Source organism: Actinomadura sp. WMMA1423 (assembly GCF_006547145.1).
GTDB lineage: Bacteria > Actinomycetota > Actinomycetes > Streptosporangiales > Streptosporangiaceae > Spirillospora.
Genome location: NZ_CP041244.1, coordinates 6,963,831 through 6,980,557 on the forward strand (window position 1 = coordinate 6,963,831; position 16,727 = coordinate 6,980,557).

General features: G+C 70.9%; 16 protein-coding genes. 11 read left to right on the plus strand and 5 right to left on the minus strand.

The genetic code is table 11. The features are described 5' to 3' along the window. Positions 1–23 precede the first annotated feature (23 nt). From FKD65_RS32350 to FKD65_RS32360, 3 genes are all read right to left on the minus strand, one after another. Positions 24–695: a TetR/AcrR family transcriptional regulator gene (locus FKD65_RS32350; RefSeq protein ID WP_141581969.1), complete on the minus strand. Its 672-nt coding sequence runs from the start codon at positions 693–695 to the stop codon at positions 24–26. Positions 696–949: 254 nt separating this feature from the next. After that, positions 950–1,846 (minus strand): lytic transglycosylase domain-containing protein, encoded by an 897-nt coding sequence (locus FKD65_RS32355; RefSeq protein WP_141581971.1) that lies wholly within the window; start codon positions 1,844–1,846, stop codon positions 950–952. A 114-nt stretch (positions 1,847–1,960) separates the two neighbouring features. Next, the gene (locus FKD65_RS32360; protein ID WP_141581973.1) at positions 1,961–2,503 is read right to left on the minus strand and encodes a MarR family winged helix-turn-helix transcriptional regulator; all 543 of its coding nucleotides are present in this window, start codon (positions 2,501–2,503) and stop codon (positions 1,961–1,963) included. 327 nt (positions 2,504–2,830) lie between these two features. On the opposite strand from FKD65_RS32360, the gene FKD65_RS32365 reads away from it, so the two are divergent. The 9 genes from FKD65_RS32365 (at position 2,831) to FKD65_RS32405 (ending at position 12,252) form a co-directional block, all read left to right on the plus strand. Continuing rightward, entirely contained in the window at positions 2,831–3,634 is an 804-nt protein-coding gene (locus FKD65_RS32365; protein ID WP_141581975.1) for an ABC transporter permease, read from the plus strand. Beyond that, on the plus strand, positions 3,634–4,488 hold the full coding sequence (locus FKD65_RS32370) for an ABC transporter permease (protein WP_141581977.1): 855 nt from the start codon (positions 3,634–3,636) through the stop codon (positions 4,486–4,488). The genes FKD65_RS32365 and FKD65_RS32370 overlap by 1 nt, the downstream gene beginning before the upstream one ends. Then, the gene (locus FKD65_RS32375; protein ID WP_141581979.1) at positions 4,485–5,549 is read left to right on the plus strand and encodes an MlaD family protein; all 1,065 of its coding nucleotides are present in this window, start codon (positions 4,485–4,487) and stop codon (positions 5,547–5,549) included. Before FKD65_RS32370 ends, FKD65_RS32375 begins: the two co-directional genes overlap by 4 nt. Then, positions 5,546–6,625 (plus strand): MlaD family protein, encoded by a 1,080-nt coding sequence (locus FKD65_RS32380; RefSeq protein WP_240809702.1) that lies wholly within the window; start codon positions 5,546–5,548, stop codon positions 6,623–6,625. Before FKD65_RS32375 ends, FKD65_RS32380 begins: the two co-directional genes overlap by 4 nt. Continuing rightward, positions 6,625–7,647 (plus strand): MCE family protein, encoded by a 1,023-nt coding sequence (locus FKD65_RS32385; protein WP_141581981.1) that lies wholly within the window; start codon positions 6,625–6,627, stop codon positions 7,645–7,647. The genes FKD65_RS32380 and FKD65_RS32385 overlap by 1 nt, the downstream gene beginning before the upstream one ends. Before the next feature lie 74 nt (positions 7,648–7,721). Beyond that, entirely contained in the window at positions 7,722–8,741 is a 1,020-nt protein-coding gene (locus FKD65_RS32390; RefSeq protein WP_240809703.1) for an MCE family protein, read from the plus strand. Further along, complete coding sequence (locus FKD65_RS32395) at positions 8,741–9,895, plus strand: MlaD family protein (RefSeq protein WP_141581985.1); 1,155 nt, start codon at positions 8,741–8,743, stop codon at positions 9,893–9,895. The genes FKD65_RS32390 and FKD65_RS32395 overlap by 1 nt, the downstream gene beginning before the upstream one ends. Further along, positions 9,892–11,187, plus strand: a complete 1,296-nt coding sequence (locus tag FKD65_RS32400) for an MCE family protein (RefSeq protein WP_141581987.1) — start codon at positions 9,892–9,894, stop codon at positions 11,185–11,187. Before FKD65_RS32395 ends, FKD65_RS32400 begins: the two co-directional genes overlap by 4 nt. Before the next feature lie 24 nt (positions 11,188–11,211). After that, complete coding sequence (locus FKD65_RS32405) at positions 11,212–12,252, plus strand: hypothetical protein (RefSeq protein ID WP_141581989.1); 1,041 nt, start codon at positions 11,212–11,214, stop codon at positions 12,250–12,252. 286 nt (positions 12,253–12,538) lie between these two features. Here the strand turns inward: FKD65_RS32405 and rpsD are convergent, their stop codons facing one another. Next, positions 12,539–13,144 carry a 30S ribosomal protein S4 gene (rpsD, locus tag FKD65_RS32410; protein WP_141581991.1) on the minus strand — a complete coding sequence of 202 codons (606 nt, stop codon included), beginning with the start codon at positions 13,142–13,144 and terminating at the stop codon, positions 12,539–12,541. Between the two features lie 66 nt (positions 13,145–13,210). On the opposite strand from rpsD, the gene FKD65_RS32415 reads away from it, so the two are divergent. After that, the gene (locus tag FKD65_RS32415; protein ID WP_141581993.1) at positions 13,211–14,011 is read left to right on the plus strand and encodes a DUF2470 domain-containing protein; all 801 of its coding nucleotides are present in this window, start codon (positions 13,211–13,213) and stop codon (positions 14,009–14,011) included. Positions 14,012–14,304: 293 nt separating this feature from the next. Next, the gene (locus tag FKD65_RS32420) at positions 14,305–15,486 is read left to right on the plus strand and encodes a PLP-dependent aspartate aminotransferase family protein (protein WP_141581996.1); all 1,182 of its coding nucleotides are present in this window, start codon (positions 14,305–14,307) and stop codon (positions 15,484–15,486) included. 25 nt (positions 15,487–15,511) lie between these two features. On the opposite strand, the gene FKD65_RS32425 is transcribed toward FKD65_RS32420, so the two are convergent. Continuing rightward, entirely contained in the window at positions 15,512–16,669 is a 1,158-nt protein-coding gene (locus FKD65_RS32425; RefSeq protein WP_368367150.1) for a DUF5925 domain-containing protein, read from the minus strand. Positions 16,670–16,727: the final 58 nt, after the last annotated feature.

A 16,727-nucleotide genomic window follows, 5' to 3' on the forward strand; every position in this document is an offset into this window, starting at 1 on the left:
CCCGGCGGCCGGGAGGGCGGGGGTCAGCGGGCGAGGCGGATCAGGATGCGGCACACCTCGTCGATGATCTCGGCGGCCTCCGCCTCGCTCTCGGCGGTGGCGATCTCCCGTCCGGCCTCGCCGATCACCGTCGTGAGCACGAGGCTGAGGACCTGCTCGGGGCGTCCGGCGGGGGCGTCGCCGGACGGGCCGCGCAGCAGCTTGGTGTTCTGCGCGATCCAGTGCTGGGCGCGGCTGCGGCGCATCAGCGACGACCCGGACGGACCCTCGCCCGCGAGGAACAGCCGGGCCGCCTCGCGGCGCTCCCAGCACACCCGCAGGTAGGCGCGGGCGCCCGCGATGAACAGCGCGATGGGGTCGGACTCGCCGTCCCTGCGGGCGGCGGACACCGCCTGCGCGGCGCTGGCCTCCTGCTCGGCGGTGAGCTCCTCCCACAGGGCCACGTACAGCCCGGCCTTGCCGCCGTAGTGGTGGTAGAGGCTGCCGACGCTGATCCCGGACCGCTCGACGATCTCGGCGATGCCCGCGTCGGCGTAGCCGCGGTCGGCGAAGACCCGCAGCGCCGCGGTCAGCAGCGCCTGGCGGGTCGCGTCGGCCCGGGCCCACTGGCGGCCCCCGCCGCCCTCGCCTCCGGCGCTCTCACCCGTGCCGTTCGCCCGCTCGTCGCCGGCCCGGCGCGCCCTGCTCGTCCGCATCCCTCCATGGTGCCAGTTCGGGCCCGCCCGCCCACCGCATTGGGCCCAGCGGCCACCACCTCGGGCCCAGCGGGCATCACGTCGGGCTCAGCGGGCGCGGCCCAGGGCTCAGCGGGTGTCGCGTCGGGGCAGGGGAGGCTGTGTCGAGGCAGGGGACACGGCCTCGGGGGAGCAGGCGCAGCCCTCGGGTGGCCGTGGCCATCGCGTCGGGCGGTGGGCGCCGTCTCAGGCTCGCCGGACGCCGTCCCGGGGGGTCAGTACCAGTTGTGCGCCTGCCACCAGGCCCACGCGCCGCACGGGTCCTTGTAGCGCGCCTTGATGTAGCCGAGCCCCCAGGCGATCTGGGTGGGGGAGCTGGTGCGCCAGTCGGCGCCCGCGCTCGCCAGCTTGGAACCGGGCAGCGCCTGCGGGATGCCGTAGGCGCCGCTGGACGGGTTCTCGGCCCGCTCGTTCCAGCCGCTCTCGTGGTTCCACAGCGTCAGCAGGGACGGCCAGCAGCGGCCCCACCCCTTGATCTCGTTCATCTTCTTGCCGTACGCCTTGTTCTGCCCGGCGCTCGGGTTCGACTTGGCGAGCCGCTCGCGCTCCTGCTCGGCCTTCAGCTTCGCCCGCGCCGCCGCGTCCCGCTTGGCCTTCTCCTTGAGCCGCTTCAGCTCCCGCTGGTGCTCCTCGTAAGCGCGCTTCTTGGCGACGGCGACCGCGTCGGCGGCGACCTTGTCCATGTCGGACGCCGAGGTGAGCTTCGCGAGCATGTCGTTGGTCGACAGGTCCGCGGAGGCGGCCTTCGGCGGCTTGGTCGCGTCGTCGACGAAGCTGCCGAGGTCGACCATCGTCAGCGCGGCGCCGAGCGCGCCGATCGCCACGACGGTGATGGTGACGTTGCTGGTGAGCACCCGCCGCACGCGCCCTCCGCCTTCGGGCGCGTCACCGGGCGCCTCAGGCTCGCCGTACGGGTCGCGGGGCTCGTCCGGACCGAACGGAGCGAGCTCCCGGTGGTCGGCCGCGGCGTCGCGGTCGGGGGCCGTGCGCGGCTCCGGGACGCGGCCGGCGCGCCGGGTGCCGGGCTTCCTGGAGGAGCGGCGGCCCCTCCCGCTCCCCGGAGTTCCGGCTTCCTCGGCGGGACGTCTGCGGGTGCCGTGACTCTGTGGCATTGGAGAAGACCGCCTTATCGCCCGGGTGTCGTGTCGTCGGAGAGCACGTACATGTCCGTTACGAGCAGGTACATGCCGTCGACGAGCAAGTACGCAGGCCGGACGATACCCGGTTCACCCGGCCCGGCGCCCCCGGCCGCGTTCCCCGCCGGGGTTCAGCAGTTCCACGTCGCCGGCGGCGAGGCGCGCGGGCTGCAGCGCCTCGAACAGCTCGCGGTGCATCCCGTCGAACGCCGCGAGGGCGCCTCCGGGGGCCTCCAGCGCCAGGTTCACCTCGTTGGCACGGTCCCGTCCCGCCTCGGTGACCTCGACGAGCGTGGCGCGCCGGTCGCGGGGATGCGGGGTGCGGCGGACGAGCCCGACCGCCTCCAGCTGGTCCACGGTGAGCTTCACCGTCGTCGGGTGCATCATCAGGATCCGGCCGAGCGTGCTCAGCCGTGCCCGCCCGTGGACGGTGAGGGCGAGCGTGGTCAGCAGGTAGTAGCCGGTCTGGGTGAGATCCAGCCGCTTCAACTCGACGTCCAGCGCCTTCTTGAGCAGCTGGTTGAGCCGCCCCACGGAACAGATCGCAAGGAACGGCCACGGATCACCGAGCAGCCCTTGGCCCTGCCAGCGGTCGCGTACGCCCATGACCAGGGGGTCCACGCCGTCGTCCATCTCTTGTTCTACGCCTCGTCGCGCCTCGGTCTGCACCGGCTGATCGTAGCTTCGGACAAAACCAGATGTAAGTACTCGCTTCTTAGACCTTCTTCCAATAGAGTGCCTCAAATCACAGGCGGTGCCCGTGTGCTCTCAACGGTGCGCGGATCCGCGTGTGGTAACCGGTCTCGGCCGAGACCGCTGTGGCGCGCACGAGCAGTACGACGAGGGCGCCGCCGTGGCAACGGCAGGATCCGGTGTTTCGGATGGGCGCCGACGTCCGAGCACAAAGGAGGCTGGAGTGACCCTTCTTCACATCCCCGCCCCGGGGGAGGGCACCGGCTGATGGCCCTGAGCCTTAACAAGGCCCCGGACCTGGCACGCAGACGCGTCGGGAGAGCTCTCGACGAGACCGGACTGCTGTGCGTGACCCTTCTCGAAGGGCTGCGCCGCACCTGGGACCTGCGCCAGTGGTGGGGCGAGTTCGTCGAGCAGTGCTGGTTCCTCGCACGCGTCACCAGCGTTCCGGTGATGCTCATCGCGGTCCCGCTCGGCGCGACGATCTCCTTGCAGGTGGGCGATATCGCCCGGCAGCTCGGCGCGCAGTCGGGCACCGGGGCGCTGCTCACCGCGGCGATGATCCAGCAGGTGGCGCCGCTGGCGGCCGCACTGCTGGTCTCCGGGGTGGGCGGGTCCGCCATCACCGCCGACATGGGGGCCCGCAACATCCGCGACGAACTCGCGGCGATGGAGGTCATGGGCATCAACCCCATCCACCGCCTGGTCACCCCCAGGCTGTGGGCGGCGAGCATGGTGTCCGGGCTGCTGTGCTCGGTGGTGATCCTGGCGGGCATCGTCGGCGGCTACTACTTCAACGTCATCCAGCAGGGCGTCAGCCCCGGCGCGTTCTTCGACGGCGCCACGACCCTGCTGCAGTTCTCGGACCTGATGATCACCCTGTTCAAGGCGTGGGTGTTCGGGTTCATCGCCGCCGCCGTCGCCTGCTACATGGGCATGAACTGCGACTTCGGGCCCGTCGGTGTGGGTCGCGCGGTCAACCGGGCGGTGGTCGTCACCTCGATCGTGGTGTTCGCGACGAACTACATCCTCACCATGATCTACCAGGTCCTGTTCCCCCCGAGGTTCTGATGGTCGCCATATCCCCCGTCCGCAAGCTGGGCCGCGCCGTCAGGGGCCGCACCGCGGGCCTGGCCGCGTCGGCGGACCTGCCGGTCTTCCTCGGCCGGGTCCTGTACCACCTGTTCTTCGACATCATCATCCGCCGCAAGTACGGCAAGACCCTCGCCAAGCAGGTCAGCGACATCACCGTCGGCGTGGGCGCGCTCGTCATCGGCGGCGGCATGATCTTCGTGATCGCGACGATGTCGCTCGCCACCGGCGCGATGGTCGGCCTGCAGGGCTACCCGGGGCTGGAGCGCATCGGCGCCGAGGCCTTCACCGGGCTGGTCGCGAGCTACTCCAACGTCCGCGAGGTCACCCCGATCATCGCGGGCGTCGCGCTGGTCGCGCAGGTCGGCACCGGGTTCACCGCCGAGATCGGCGCGATGCGGATCTCCGAGGAGATCGACGCGCTGGAGGTCATGGGCATCAACTCGCTGGCCTACCTGGTGTGCACCAGGGTCGCCGCCGGAGTGATCGCGCTGGTGCCGCTGTACCTGGTCTCGCTGTTCATGGCCTTCTTCGCCACGCGGTTCATCACGATCCAGTACTTCGGCCTGTCGCCCGGCATCTACGACTACTACTTCCACCTCTACCTGCCGCCGATCGACGTGTTCTACAGCGTCATCAAGGTCGCGGTGTTCGCCTTCATCATCATGTTCATCCACTGCTACCGCGGCTACTACGCGGCGGGCGGCCCGGTAGGCGTCGGCGTCGCCGCCGGCCGCGCCATCCGGGAGTCGACCATCCTGATGATCCTGATGAACCTGGTCCTGTCGTACATCTTCTGGGGCCACGGCAGCACGGTGAGGCTGACCGGATGAGCGACGAATCACTGTCCAGCCGCTCCCGGACCGTCTTCGGGCTGGTCGGCGCCGGCGTCATCGCGGCGGCCGCGGCGTTCGTCGCGATCGGCTCCACCCCGTCCCACGCGGGCTCCACGTACTACGACGCGACGTTCAGCCGCGCGGGGCAGGGGCTCGACCCGGGCAAGTCCGACGTGAAGGTCCGCGGGATCGCGGTCGGCACCGTCGAGCGCATCAGGCTCGACGGCAACGGAAGGGTCACCGTCCGGCTCCGGGTCGACAAGGGCGTGAAGGTCGCCGACACGGCGGTCGCGACCGTCGAGCCGGTCTCGGTGTTCGGCCCGAAGGACCTCGCCCTCGACCTCGGCGCGCACGAGCTGACCGGCCCCTACCTGAAGGACGGCGGGCGGATCGCGAAGACCAACGACCCGCAGGAGCTGTCGGACACGGCCTGGCCCACCTACCGCCTGACCCGGGCGATCAACCCCGACGACGTGGCGACGATCCTGCACACGTTCGGCGCCGGGCTCTCCGGCCAGGGGCCCGCGCTCCGCCGGACGATCGACAACGGCGCGATCGTCGTCGACGCGACCTACAAGGACCGGGCCGCGATCCAGTCGCTGCTGAACGACATCAACGGCCTGTCCGGGACGTTCGAGTCGCGCGGCGGCACGATCGCCGGGTTCGCCGGGGACTTCAACCGGCTGGCCCAGGTCATCAACGAGCGCCCCGACAAGGTCACGCAGCTGCTGGAGCAGTCGGCCAGGCTCGGCCAGACGGTCGGCACGAACCTGGAGCAGCACGGCCGCAACCTGGGCAAGATCATCGACTCGGGCGGCGACGTCGTGCACGTGTTCAACGGGCAGCGCCGCAACGTCCCGGTGCTGATCGACAGCCTGACCGGGTTCTTCGGCCTGCTGGCGCAGATCATCCGCATCCCCGGCCCGGAGGGCACGCTGATCGCCCAGGCGCGCGACGACCTCCCGCTGGACATCTGCCAGATCCTCATCGACGTCTGCCCGGCCACGCCGAAGGCGACGGCCTTCGACGTGCCGCTTCCCGCGGGGACGCGGCGGTGAGCCCGCGGACGCGCGGCAAGGCCGCGCGCGGGCCCGAGTACTCCACGATCCTGAAGTTCGGGGTGTTCGTGGCGCTGACCTTGCTGCTCACCTTCTACATCGGCCAGCAGATCCTCGGCACGAGCTTCAAGTCCCGCTACACCTTGTCCGCCACGTTCGACGACGTCACCGGCCTCCTCGAGGGCGACGACGTGAAGATCGCGGGCACGCCGGTCGGCCAGGTCGAGGGCATCAAGGTGGTGCGCGGCAAGGCCGTGGTGAAGATGGCGGTCGACAAGGAGGTCAGGATCCCCTCCGACTCCACGGCGGCCATCCGCTGGCGCAACGTGATGGGCCAGCGGGTCGTCTACCTGGAGCCCGGGTCGAGCCAGACCAAGCTCGGGAGCGGCGACCGCGTCCCGCACACCAGGTCGGTGGTGGACCTCGGCGACATCGTCAACAGCCTCGGCCCGCTCACCCGCAACCTGGACCCGAACCAGCTCAACAAGATCCTGTTCGCGTTCTCCCAGGCGCTGGACGGCAACGAGCAGAGCATCTCGCTGCTGACCCAGAACCTGGACCTGCTGCTCCAGACGTTCGCGGCCCGGAAGCAAACGATCAAGGGGATGATCGACGACTACGAGACGGTGAGCGACGCGATCGCCACCCGGGACCGGCAGATCGCCGCAAGCGTCGACAACCTGGAGTCGCTGACCAGGGTCTTCGCCAACAACCGGCGGCTGCTGGAGAACGCGGTCGTGGAGATATCCGGCGTCACCACCAACCTCAACGCGGTGCTGGGCGGCAACGACGCGCAGCTCGCCCGCATCATCGCCAACCTCGGCAGGTTCAGCGAGACGTTCCGGCTGAACGTGAACCAGCTGGAGAAGATGGTGCAGCAGCTCCCGCTGACCCTCCGGCAGCTGTTCGCGTCCGCGAACGGCGGCCACTTCCTGCGCACCAACGCGCTCTGCCTGAACGTCGTGCAGGGCCCCTGCCCGTTCCCGATGGAGCTGCCGAGGTCCCCCGGCGCGGGACAGCCGAGCAAGGACGACCTCACCAAGCTCAAGACGATGCTGATGGGGGGTGGCGGCTGATGGCGCTGAAGTCGCTCCGCGACGTCAACCACAAGATCGTCGCGATCGTCACCCTGGCCGCGCTCGGCGCGGGCTGCGTGTTCGCGTTCGCCATCGGCCAGCTGCACCTGCTCGACCGCGGCTACACGATGAGCGGGGAGTTCAGCGACACCGCCGGGCTGAAGAAGGGCCAGGACGTGCGGGTCGCCGGGGTGAAGTCCGGCCGGATCACCTCCGTGGAGCCCGACTTCCGCCACGGCAGGGTCATCGTCTCCTGGCACGTGAACGCGGGCATCGACCTCGGCCCGAAGACGCGGGCCGAGATCCAGACGACGACGCTGCTCGGCGGCCGGTACCTGCGGCTGTCCGGCCCCGTCTCCAAGCCCTACATGGCGGACGTGCCGGAGTCGCGGCGGCGGATCCCGCTGTCGCACACCAGCGTCCCGTTCACCGTGCCGGAGGCGCTGGAGGGCGCGCAGAACATCGTCGGCAAGCTCGACCAGCGCAGCGTCGACAAGCTGCTCACCGAGGTCAACAAGATCAAGTCGCCGGGGGCGGTGAAGCTGCGCCGCATCCTGGTCAACATCCAGGAGGTGTCCCGGATGCTGAACGACTCCTATCCGGAGATCCAGCGGCTGATCGAGAACAGCAAGACCATCACGGGCACGCTGGCGAGCAAGGACCAGGAGCTGCGGCAGATCATCGATGCGAGCCAGGTGCTGCTCCAGTCGCTCGTCCGCCGGCGCAACGAGCTGGCGGCCGCGATCGGGCAGGGCAACCAGACCGTGCGGACGCTGTCCAACGTGATCTCCAGGAACCAGAAGCAGCTCGACGGCCTGCTCGCCAACCTGCACCTGCTGACCACCCGGCTCGCGCCCAACATGGACGCGCTGAACACCGACTTCTCGCTGCTCGGCCCGACGTTCCAGCAGGTCGCCAACCTCAAGGGCAACGGCCAGTACATCGAGGGCGTGCTCACCGGACTGGGCCCGCTGCAGCCGCCCGGTCCGATCTCGTCGCGGCGACCGCCGGGAGGCAACTGATGAGCGGCGTCGCAACGGGAGGACGACACCCCGTGGGCTCGGACGGCGGCCGGGGCGGCCCCGGGAGAGGCCGGGTGAGAGGCGTGGCCGTCGCGCTCGGCCTCGCCATGACCGCCTCGCTCGGCGGCTGCTCGCTCGCCCCGTCCGCGAGCGGCGAGCGCACCATGGTGGTCTACGTCCCGAAGGCCCGCTCCTTCTACAAGGAGTCGAAGGTCAAGGTGATGGGCGCCGACGTGGGGCTCGTCGACAAGGTCGAGAACCAGGGCGACCGCGTCAAGGTCACGTTCCATCTCCGGCGGAACGTCCCGCTGCCGCAGGGCGTTCAGGCTTCGATCGTCCCGCTGAACCTGATCGGCGAGCGCAACCTCGTCCTGCATCCGGCCTGGCGGCCGGGGCAGCCGAAGGAGACCTCCGACGTCATCCCGATCGAACGCACCCACGTGCCGGTCGAGGTGGACGACGCGCTCAGCTCCTTCACCAACCTGGCGAACGCGCTCGACCCGACCAAGATGCAGAACGCGCTCGGCACGGCGGCCGACACGGTGAAGGGCAACGGCGGCGAGTTCAACGCCACCCTGGAGCAGAGCGCCCGCCTCGTCGAGAACGTCGCCGGGCAGGACAAGGAGCTCATCGAGGTCGCGCAGAACCTCGACCGGCTGGCCGGGGTGGTGCGCGGCCGCGAGCAGATCCTCGGCACGATGATCCGCGACTTCGGCACCGCGAGCCAGGTCCTGAGCTCCGAGCGCGGCGAGCTGCAGCAGCTGATCGGCGGGATCCTGGAGCTGGCGAAGAACGGCGACAAGCTCCTGCAGAAGTACAAGGGCAACCTGCCGTACGACCTGGCGGTCCTCACCCGGACGGCCCTGATCCTCAAGGGCAACGCCAAGCAGCTGGCCCAGCTCATCCGCGTGCTGCCCGGCATCAGCGACGCGATCATCGGCGGCTACAACCCGAAGAACAAGTCGCTCCAGATCCGGTTCGCCACGGACGCGTTCCTGCGGACCTGGCTCAAGGGGCTGATGAACTCCGACGAGGTCGGATGCCCGCTGCCCGCACCCAACTCCAACTGTCCCTGGCAGAACGGAGGCAACTGATGGGCAGGCCCGTCACCACCGCGCGGCGCGCGTCGATCGGCACCGCGCGGCGCGCGTCGACCGACACTGCGCGGCGCGCGTCCGCCGGCGGCAGGCTGCTGCTGGTGCTCGTCGTGGCCGCGGCCCTCGCCGTCTCCGGCTGCTCCTACAAGACGGCCGGGGCGCCGAAGGGCGGCCTGAAGCTGACCGCCACGTTCGACGACGCGCAGGGCCTCGTCGCGGGGCACAGCGTGAAGATGTCCGACATCACGATCGGCACCGTCACGAAGGTCGAGCTCGCCGGCTACCGGGCGAAGGCGACGCTGGCCATCGAGGACGACGTCAAGATCCCGCAGGGCACCCGCGCGGAGATCAAGGTGACCTCGCTGCTCGGCGAGAACTACGTCGACCTCCAGATGCCGCCCGGCGCGAGCATGGACCGCGGCCCGTACCTGGCCACCGGCGCGGTGATCACCGACACCAGCGTCCAGCCGGCGTTCGAGCAGGTCGTCGGGCAGGCCGGGCCGCTCATCCAGGCCCTCGCCGGCGACGACGTCGCGACGGTCGTGAACGCGGGCGCCACCGCCCTGGACGGCAACGGGCAGAAGCTGAACAAGACGATCGCGCAGGCGAGCGAGCTGCTGCGGTTGTTCGCCGAGCAGCGCCGCGAGCTCGGCGAGTCGGTGGACCGGTTCGCCCGGCTCGGCCGGTCCCTCGCCAAGGGCAGCGACGCCCTCGGCGAGACCCCCGAGCAGCTCGAACGCACCACCCGACTGCTGAACCGGGACAAGAACAAGATCATCGACATGGTCGACAAGCTCACCACGATGGCCCGCGAGCTGAACGACAAGGTGCTGGAGGGCCGCATCCAGCGGTTCCGCGCGCTGCTGCGCGACCTCGACCCCGTCCTCGAGCAGCTCGGCAGCAACCGCAAGCGGCTCACGGCGCTGGTGAACGGCCTGGTCGAGTTCAGCTACAAGCTCCCGAAGGCGACATACGACGGCCAGTTGCTGCTGTACCCGCTCTTGCGGATCGTCTGGCCCGACGGCAGGCCGATCTTCCCAGGGCTGAGCGAGAGCCCGAAGAAGCAGAAATCCGCCCGCACGCCCGAGATCCCGAAGCAGCTCCAGGGCGCCCTGCCGGACCTCGACAAGATACTGGAGCCGCGCGGATGAACAGACGGCTGACGATCAACCTGGCGGCGTTCGGGGTGCTCGCCGCGCTGATGGTCCTGTGGGCGTTCAACAACGTCGTCCGGTTCGACTTCATCGACCGGCCGTACCACATCACCGTGGAGTTCGAGTCCTCGCCGGGACTGCACCCGAACTTCGAGGTCGACTACCTCGGCCTGCGGGTCGGCAAGATCGACTCGGTGCGGCTGGCGAAGGACAAGGTCGTCGTCCGGCTGGACATGGAGCGCGGCGTCAAGATCCCGCAGGGGGTCACCGCCGCCGCGGCCCGCAAGTCCGCGGTGGGCGAGCCGGTGGTCGAGCTGACCCCGGGGCCCGGCAGGGCCGACGCACCGCCGATGAGGCCCGGCACCGTGATCCCGGTGTCGCAGACGAAGGTCCCGCCGAAGTACGGCGACCTGTTCGGCGCGGTCATCGACACCCTGAAGGCGATCAACCCCGACGACGCCAAGGTGCTCACCCAGGAGCTCGCCGCCGGCTGGGCCGGACGCGAGGACTCGCTCCGCCAGATCATCAACGGCAGCGACGACCTCACCCAGACGTTCGCGCAGAACACCGAGCTGCTGGACGGTCTCACCAACGACCTCGGCCGCATCACCCACGTACTGAACGAGAACCGCGGTTCGCTCGGCGCCGGCATCGACAACCTCGCCGCGCTCACCGCGGCGCTCAGCCAGGTCCGCGGTCAGATCGCCGAGCTGCGCGACCGGGGGCCCGGGCTGCTCACCACCGTCAACGACCTGCTCGACACCACCGAGCCCGACTTCGGCTGCGCCGTCGACATGATCGGCAACCTGGGCATCGGCACCTACGATCCCAATTACCTGAACGATCTGCGTAAGACGCTCGCGGTGGCGGGACCGCTCAAGGTCGTCCTGGACAACGTGATCGGGATCGACCAGGGCAAGCCCGTCCTGAACGTCGTCTTCCAGGTGACGGTGAACAGGCCCGCCACCCTGGAGTACAAGTACCCGCTCGCGCAGCCGCGGGTGAACCAGGTGCCGACCTGCCCCGGCGGCCGCACCCCCGCGGTGACCAAGCAGAAGCCCTACAAGGCCAAGGACCCGGGCCAGACGATCCCCACCCACGATCCCAAGCTCGACGAGAAGAACGTGCTGGCGAAGAAGGCCGCGAACAACAGCGACTCCTCCGGCGGACCGCCGATCTGGCTGGTGTACGTTCCCCCGATCATCGCCCTCCTGGTGCTGATGAAGGTCATGATGGGCTCTGTGCCCGTGGTGTCCCGCCTTTCCCGACTACGTCGGCGCAAGGACTGATTCCGACCCCGAGGAGTATCCGAAGTGACAGCCAAGACCACAAAAGGCGAGGCCGACGAGGTCGAGGCGGTCCCGGCCGAGGAGACGCGCGAAGAGACCGAGACCGGTATGACCGAGACGGGCGAGACCGCGTCGGGCGGGACCGGGGCCGCGGAGCCGGCGGCCAAGCCCGCCGCCAGGCGCAAGCGCCGGGTGCGGGTCATCGAGGTCATCGACGACGAGGACCTCGACGAGGTGCTGGAGGCGCTCGACGCCGAAGACGAGGAGGCGCGGCAGGAGGCGGAGGAGGCCCCGGCCCGTCCCGCCCGTCCGGCCAAGGCGGCGGCCGAGCCCGCCCCCGCTGCCCCCGCCGAGCCCAAGCCGCGTCCGAGCCGCCTCGAACCCCCGGAGGACGAGGCGGAGGAGGAGGCGCCGAAGAAGGCCGCGGCCCGCCCTCGCGCCGCGGCCCCGGCCGGCGACCGGCCGGGGATCTTCGGTCTCAGCATGGTGCAGGCGGTCGTGGTGGTCGTCCTGGTCGCGCTGCTGGCGAGCCTGGCGATCTGGCAGTGGACGAGCGCGAGTTCCCTGTCGTCCGAGCAGGACGAGCGGGAGGCCGTGAGCAAGGTCGCCTCCGACTACGGCGACGTCGCCTACAACTACAACGCCTCGAACTACCAGGCGGTGACCGCCAAGGCGCAGAAGCTCCTCGCCGGCGACCTGCTGGAGGAGTACAAGAAGAACACGGTGCCGACCGTGGCGGGGGCGTTCCAGGCCGACCCCACCGTGATGCTGACCTCCAAGACCAACCAGGTCTTCGTGGGGAGCGTCGACGAGCGGTTCGCCAGCGCGGTGATCATGATGGACGTCTCCCTGAAGACCAAGGACGGCGCCGTCAACCAGCCCGCGACGCTGCTCCGGCTGGCCCTCGCCAAGATCGACGGGCAGTGGAAGATCACCCGGCAGTACCCGTCGGGCGTCAACGACGAGAACAAGAACCAGCAGCAGAACCAGCAACTGCCGACCGTCCCGGGCGGTGGCGCGTCGAAGTCGCCGAAGGCGGAGAAGAGCGACAAGCCGAAGAACTGAACCCGCACAGCAACGCCCAGGGCGCCCCGCACGAAAGCCGTGCGGGGCGCCTGCGCGTTCGCACCCGCCTAGGACCTGTCCCGAAGTGACCTCGGCCACGCGCGCGAACGCGTGACCTGGCCGGTGCGGCGAAGCCGGAGGCGAGCGGCACCGGGCGGATCGCGAAGCGATGCCGCGTTCGCCCAGGCACGGTCACGTAGCGAGCCGCAAGGCGAGCGAAGTGGGCCGGGACTGCCAGAAACACAGCCGCGGGTCGTCGCGCCGGGGGACCTCGGCGGGGGCCGCACTAGCGGGAGTAGTACTCGACGACGAGTTGCTCGTCGCAGATGACGGGGATCTCGGCGCGCTCGGGCAGGCGGACGAGCCGGGCGGCGAGCGCGTCGTGCCGGACCTCCAGGTAGGGCGGAACCTCGGCGGCGTGCCCGCCGGCCGCCGCGACCTGGAAGGGGACCATCTCGCGGCTCCGGTCGGCGACCGTGATGACGTCGCCGGGCCGCAGCCGGTAGGAGGGGCGGTCCACGCGGCCGCCGTTCACCAGCACGTGGCGGTGCACGACGAACTGGCGGGCCTGGTAGATCGTCCGAGCGAAACCGGCGCGCAGGACGAGCGCGTCCAGCCGGCGTTCGAGGTCGACGAGCAGGGCCTCGCCGGTCTTGCCGCCCGTCCGGGCCGCCTTGTCGAAGGCGTTGCGGAGCTGCGCCTCGCGGACGTCGTACTGCGCGCGCAGCCGCTGCTTCTCGCGGAGCCGGACCTTGTAGTCGCTCTCCTGCTTGCGGGCGCGGCCGTGCACGCCGGGCGGGTAGGGGCGGGCCTCGAAGTACTTCACGCTCTTCGGCGTCAGCGGGATGCCGAGAGCCCGCGAGAGCCGCACCTTGGGACGGGGGTTGTTCATCACGCTCCTTGGTGGTTAGGTAAGCCTAAGTTAGGCAAGCCTAACCTTCTACGTCAAGGAGTCACGGTGCCGCGAGCGGAGTCCACCCAGAGCACGCAGACAGCGCGGAAGGCCAGGCGACGGCGGCGGGAACCCACGGCGGCGGAGCGCGCGCGGACCCTCGCCTACGGCATCGCGGACGGCGTGCTCGTCGTGCCCGGCGTCCCCCACGCGTCCGTCCCGGCGCACACGACCGACCGGGACGGCAGGCCGCTGCTGCTCGTCAGGGCGGACGCGCCGATCGTCATGGCCCTGGCGGACGAGGACGACGTGCCCGCCACCCTGCGGATCTCCGACGTCGCACCGGTTCCGCTGCCGGACCGCGTCCGGGGGCGGGCCTGGCTGCACGGCTGGCTGTCCGAGGTGCCGGACGGCGGACTGCGCGCCGCCGCGCTGCGCCTCTCGCACGCCCACCCGCGCCCCGAACTGCTCGACCTCGCCGCCGACGGGGGCGGCCGGCGCGAGTGGACGATCCTCACCCTGGAGGTCGCCCAGGCCGAGGTCGACGACGCCTGGGGGAGCGCCATCCTGGAGCCCGAGGAGTACGCGGCCGCCGCGCCGGACCCGTTCGTCGCCGTGGAGGCGGGCATACTGACGCACCTGGACTCCGCCCACCGGGACGAGCTGCCGCGGCTGCTTCCGGAGTCGGTCCCGTCCGGGCCGGTCCGGCCGCTCGGGCTCGACCGGTACGGCATGTGGCTGCGCCGCTCCGCGCATCCGGGAGCGCACCCGCCGGTCGACGTGCGGGTCGAGTTCGCCGAGCCTGTCAGTGATCTCCACGGTCTGCGGCGGATGTACAGGCGGCTGTTCGCCCGGGCCACCCCGTAGTACGCGGCCCGCGGGTACGGGGTTCGCCCGCCGAAATGCCGGTGGTCCCACGGATGGCGGGGGAGGCCCCCGCCGAGCGATGATCGAGTCACCGGCCGAGGGACGCCGAACCTCCCCCGACCGGGACGACCTCGACCACCGGTCCGCCCTCGCGGGGTGGGCGGGCCGGTGGCGAGACCGTACCGGCCGGCAAGGGACGCACCCTTCGGCCGGCCGTTCGTTCCGGTGCCGTCCGGGCCACTGGTCGCGATTGGCCGTTTCCGCCGCGCCGATCCCGGCGCAGGCTGGAGGACATGACCGGACATCACCCGCAGACCCGAGCCGTCCACCCGCCCGTGATCGTCCCCGAGGGCAGCCGTCCGCTCGGCGTGCCGATCTACCAGGGCCACCTGTTCTCCTTCGACGCCTCCGACGAGCTGGCCGCCGCGTTCCAGGGCCCCGACGAGGCGTTCTTCTACGCCCGGATGGCCAACCCGACCGTCCGCGCCCTGGAACGGGCGCTCACCGAACTGGAAGGCGGATCGGGGACGCTCGCCACCGCCTCGGGCATGGGCGCGGTCAACGCCGTGCTGACAGGGCTGCTGCGGAGCGGCGACCACGTCATCGCGCAGGCCGCCCTCTACGGCGGCACCCACGCGCTGCTCCAGGACCTCGCCGCGCGGTGGGGCGTCGAGGTCACGTTCGTCTCCGGCGACGACCCGGCCGAGGTGCGGGACGCGCTGCGCGACACCACGCGGCTCCTCTACCTGGAGACGGTCGCCAACCCGACCACCCACGTGACGGACCTGCCCGCGTTCACCGAGGCCGTCCGCGGGACGGGCGTGCTGACCGTCGTCGACAACACCTTCGTCCCGCTCCTGTGCAGGCCCATCGAGCACGGCGTGGACATCGTCGTCCACTCGACGACGAAGTACCTCGGCGGCCACGGCGACACCATCGGCGGCGCCGCGGTCTTCGCCGACAGGTCCGTCCACCAGCGTGTCTGGGAGCACGCCATCGAACTGGGCTCCACTCCGGACCCGTTCGGCTCCTGGCTGACCGTCCGGGGGCTCGCCACGATGCCGCTGCGCGTCGCCAGGCAGAGCGAGTCCGCGCTCGACCTGGCCCGCCGCCTGACCGGCCACCCGGCCGTCGCGCGCGTGCACTACCCGGGGCTGGAGGACCACCCGCAGCACGAGATCGCCCGGCGGCTCCTGCCGGACGGCGCCGGCGGCGTCCTGTCGTTCGAGCTGCACGGCGGCCGGGACGCGGGCCGGATCTTCTCCGAGGCCGTCGAGCTCGTCTCGCTCGGCCCGTCGCTCGGCGACATCGCGACCCTGACCATGCACCCGGCCAGCACGTCGCACCGGCAGTTGGACGCCGAGTCCCTCGCCGCAGCGGGCATCGGTGAGGGACTCGTGCGCCTGTCGGTCGGGCTCGAACACCCGGACGACCTCTGGGCCGACATCGACCAGGCCCTCCGCAAGGCGGCCTAGCGCGGGAGCCGGCGCGGACGGCGGTTCAGAGGTAGAAGCCCGTGTCGGTGGTGGGAGCGTCCTGGCCCTCGGGGCGCTTCTCGCCCTTGCGGAGCGCCGCGAGTTCGGCGAGGGTCGCGCCCTCGGCGCCGATCTCCGCGGCGGCGACGTCCGAGCCCTCCAGCCAGGAGAGCGACTCCGCGCGGGTGAGCCGCCCCACCTCGATCTGGGCGAGGCAGCGGCCGGGACGGACCACCGCCGGGTGCAGCATGGCGAGGTCCTCGTTGGTGGTGATGGCCACCAGCACGTCCCGGCCCTGGCCGAGCATGCCGTCGGTGAGGTTCAGCAGCCTCGACAGGCCCTGGCCCGTCGACTGCTTGGCCTCGCCGCGGATCAGCTCGTCGCAGTCCTCCAGGATGAGCAGCCGCCAGCGGCGGTTCTCGTCCTCGTCGTCGCCGACCGCGACCTCCATCAGGTAGCTGGGCGTGCCGAACAGCGCCTCCGGGTCGAGGACGCAGTCGGACTGGCACCAGCCGTTCCAGGCGCGGGCGAGTGCGCGCAGCGCGGTGGTCTTGCCGGTGCCGGGCGGGCCGTGCAGGAGCAGCAGCCGTCCGGAGACCTCCTCGCCGGTGAGCTTCATCACCTCGTCGAGCGCCCCGGCGACCGGTGCGGTGTAGTTGCCGCGGATGTCGTCCCAGGAGTCGGCGGTGATGGCCCGCTCGCTGCGCACGGGGCCGTGCGTCCCCATGTGCCAGAAGCCCATCTCGACGCTGGTCTCGTCCACCTTGGGCGGCTCGGTCGCGTCCTTCACCGACTCCGCGAGGACCGCCTCGGCCAGCTCGTCGGTCACGGCGGACACCGCGACGTAGGCGACGCCGCTCTTCCAGCGGTTGGACAGCAGCGTCCAGCCCTCACCCTCGGCGAGCACCGACTCCTTGCCCTTCTCGTGCGCGACCCGCACGAGCCTCGCCTCGTCCGGGCGCAGCGGCGCCTCCGCCCGGACGTTCTCCAGCCGCGTCGAACGCGACCACGGCTGCTCCCCGGACGCGAACGGGCGCAGCGACAGCACGTCCATCACGTCGGCGGGGGAGTTGTTGTCCGACAGGTTGAAGACCACGGGCAGCGCGGGCTCCGGCGCTTCGGCGCCCTCCAGCGGCTCGATCAGATGCAGGACCTCCTGCGGCCTCTCCTGCGACATGGTCATGACATCGATGATCACGCCCGCCGGCGTGCCGCGTCCACCCAATTAGTCGGGCGCGCCG

What these genes read in the sequence shown, in the direction of transcription:
- FKD65_RS32350 (WP_141581969.1), bottom strand. Translation starts at nt 695, where the DNA reads ATGCGGACGAGCAGGGCGCGCCGGGCCGGCGACGAGCGGGCGAACGGC.
- FKD65_RS32355 (WP_141581971.1), bottom strand. Translation starts at nt 1,846, where the DNA reads ATGCCACAGAGTCACGGCACCCGCAGACGTCCCGCCGAGGAAGCCGGA.
- FKD65_RS32360 (WP_141581973.1), bottom strand. Translation starts at nt 2,503, where the DNA reads ATGGACGACGGCGTGGACCCCCTGGTCATGGGCGTACGCGACCGCTGG.
- FKD65_RS32365 (WP_141581975.1), top strand. Translation starts at nt 2,831, where the DNA reads ATGGCCCTGAGCCTTAACAAGGCCCCGGACCTGGCACGCAGACGCGTC.
- FKD65_RS32370 (WP_141581977.1), top strand. Translation starts at nt 3,634, where the DNA reads ATGGTCGCCATATCCCCCGTCCGCAAGCTGGGCCGCGCCGTCAGGGGC.
- FKD65_RS32375 (WP_141581979.1), top strand. Translation starts at nt 4,485, where the DNA reads ATGAGCGACGAATCACTGTCCAGCCGCTCCCGGACCGTCTTCGGGCTG.
- FKD65_RS32385 (WP_141581981.1), top strand. Translation starts at nt 6,625, where the DNA reads ATGGCGCTGAAGTCGCTCCGCGACGTCAACCACAAGATCGTCGCGATC.
- FKD65_RS32395 (WP_141581985.1), top strand. Translation starts at nt 8,741, where the DNA reads ATGGGCAGGCCCGTCACCACCGCGCGGCGCGCGTCGATCGGCACCGCG.
- FKD65_RS32400 (WP_141581987.1), top strand. Translation starts at nt 9,892, where the DNA reads ATGAACAGACGGCTGACGATCAACCTGGCGGCGTTCGGGGTGCTCGCC.
- rpsD (WP_141581991.1), bottom strand. Translation starts at nt 13,144, where the DNA reads ATGAACAACCCCCGTCCCAAGGTGCGGCTCTCGCGGGCTCTCGGCATC.
- FKD65_RS32420 (WP_141581996.1), top strand. Translation starts at nt 14,305, where the DNA reads ATGACCGGACATCACCCGCAGACCCGAGCCGTCCACCCGCCCGTGATC.
- FKD65_RS32425 (WP_368367150.1), bottom strand. Translation starts at nt 16,669, where the DNA reads ATGACCATGTCGCAGGAGAGGCCGCAGGAGGTCCTGCATCTGATCGAG.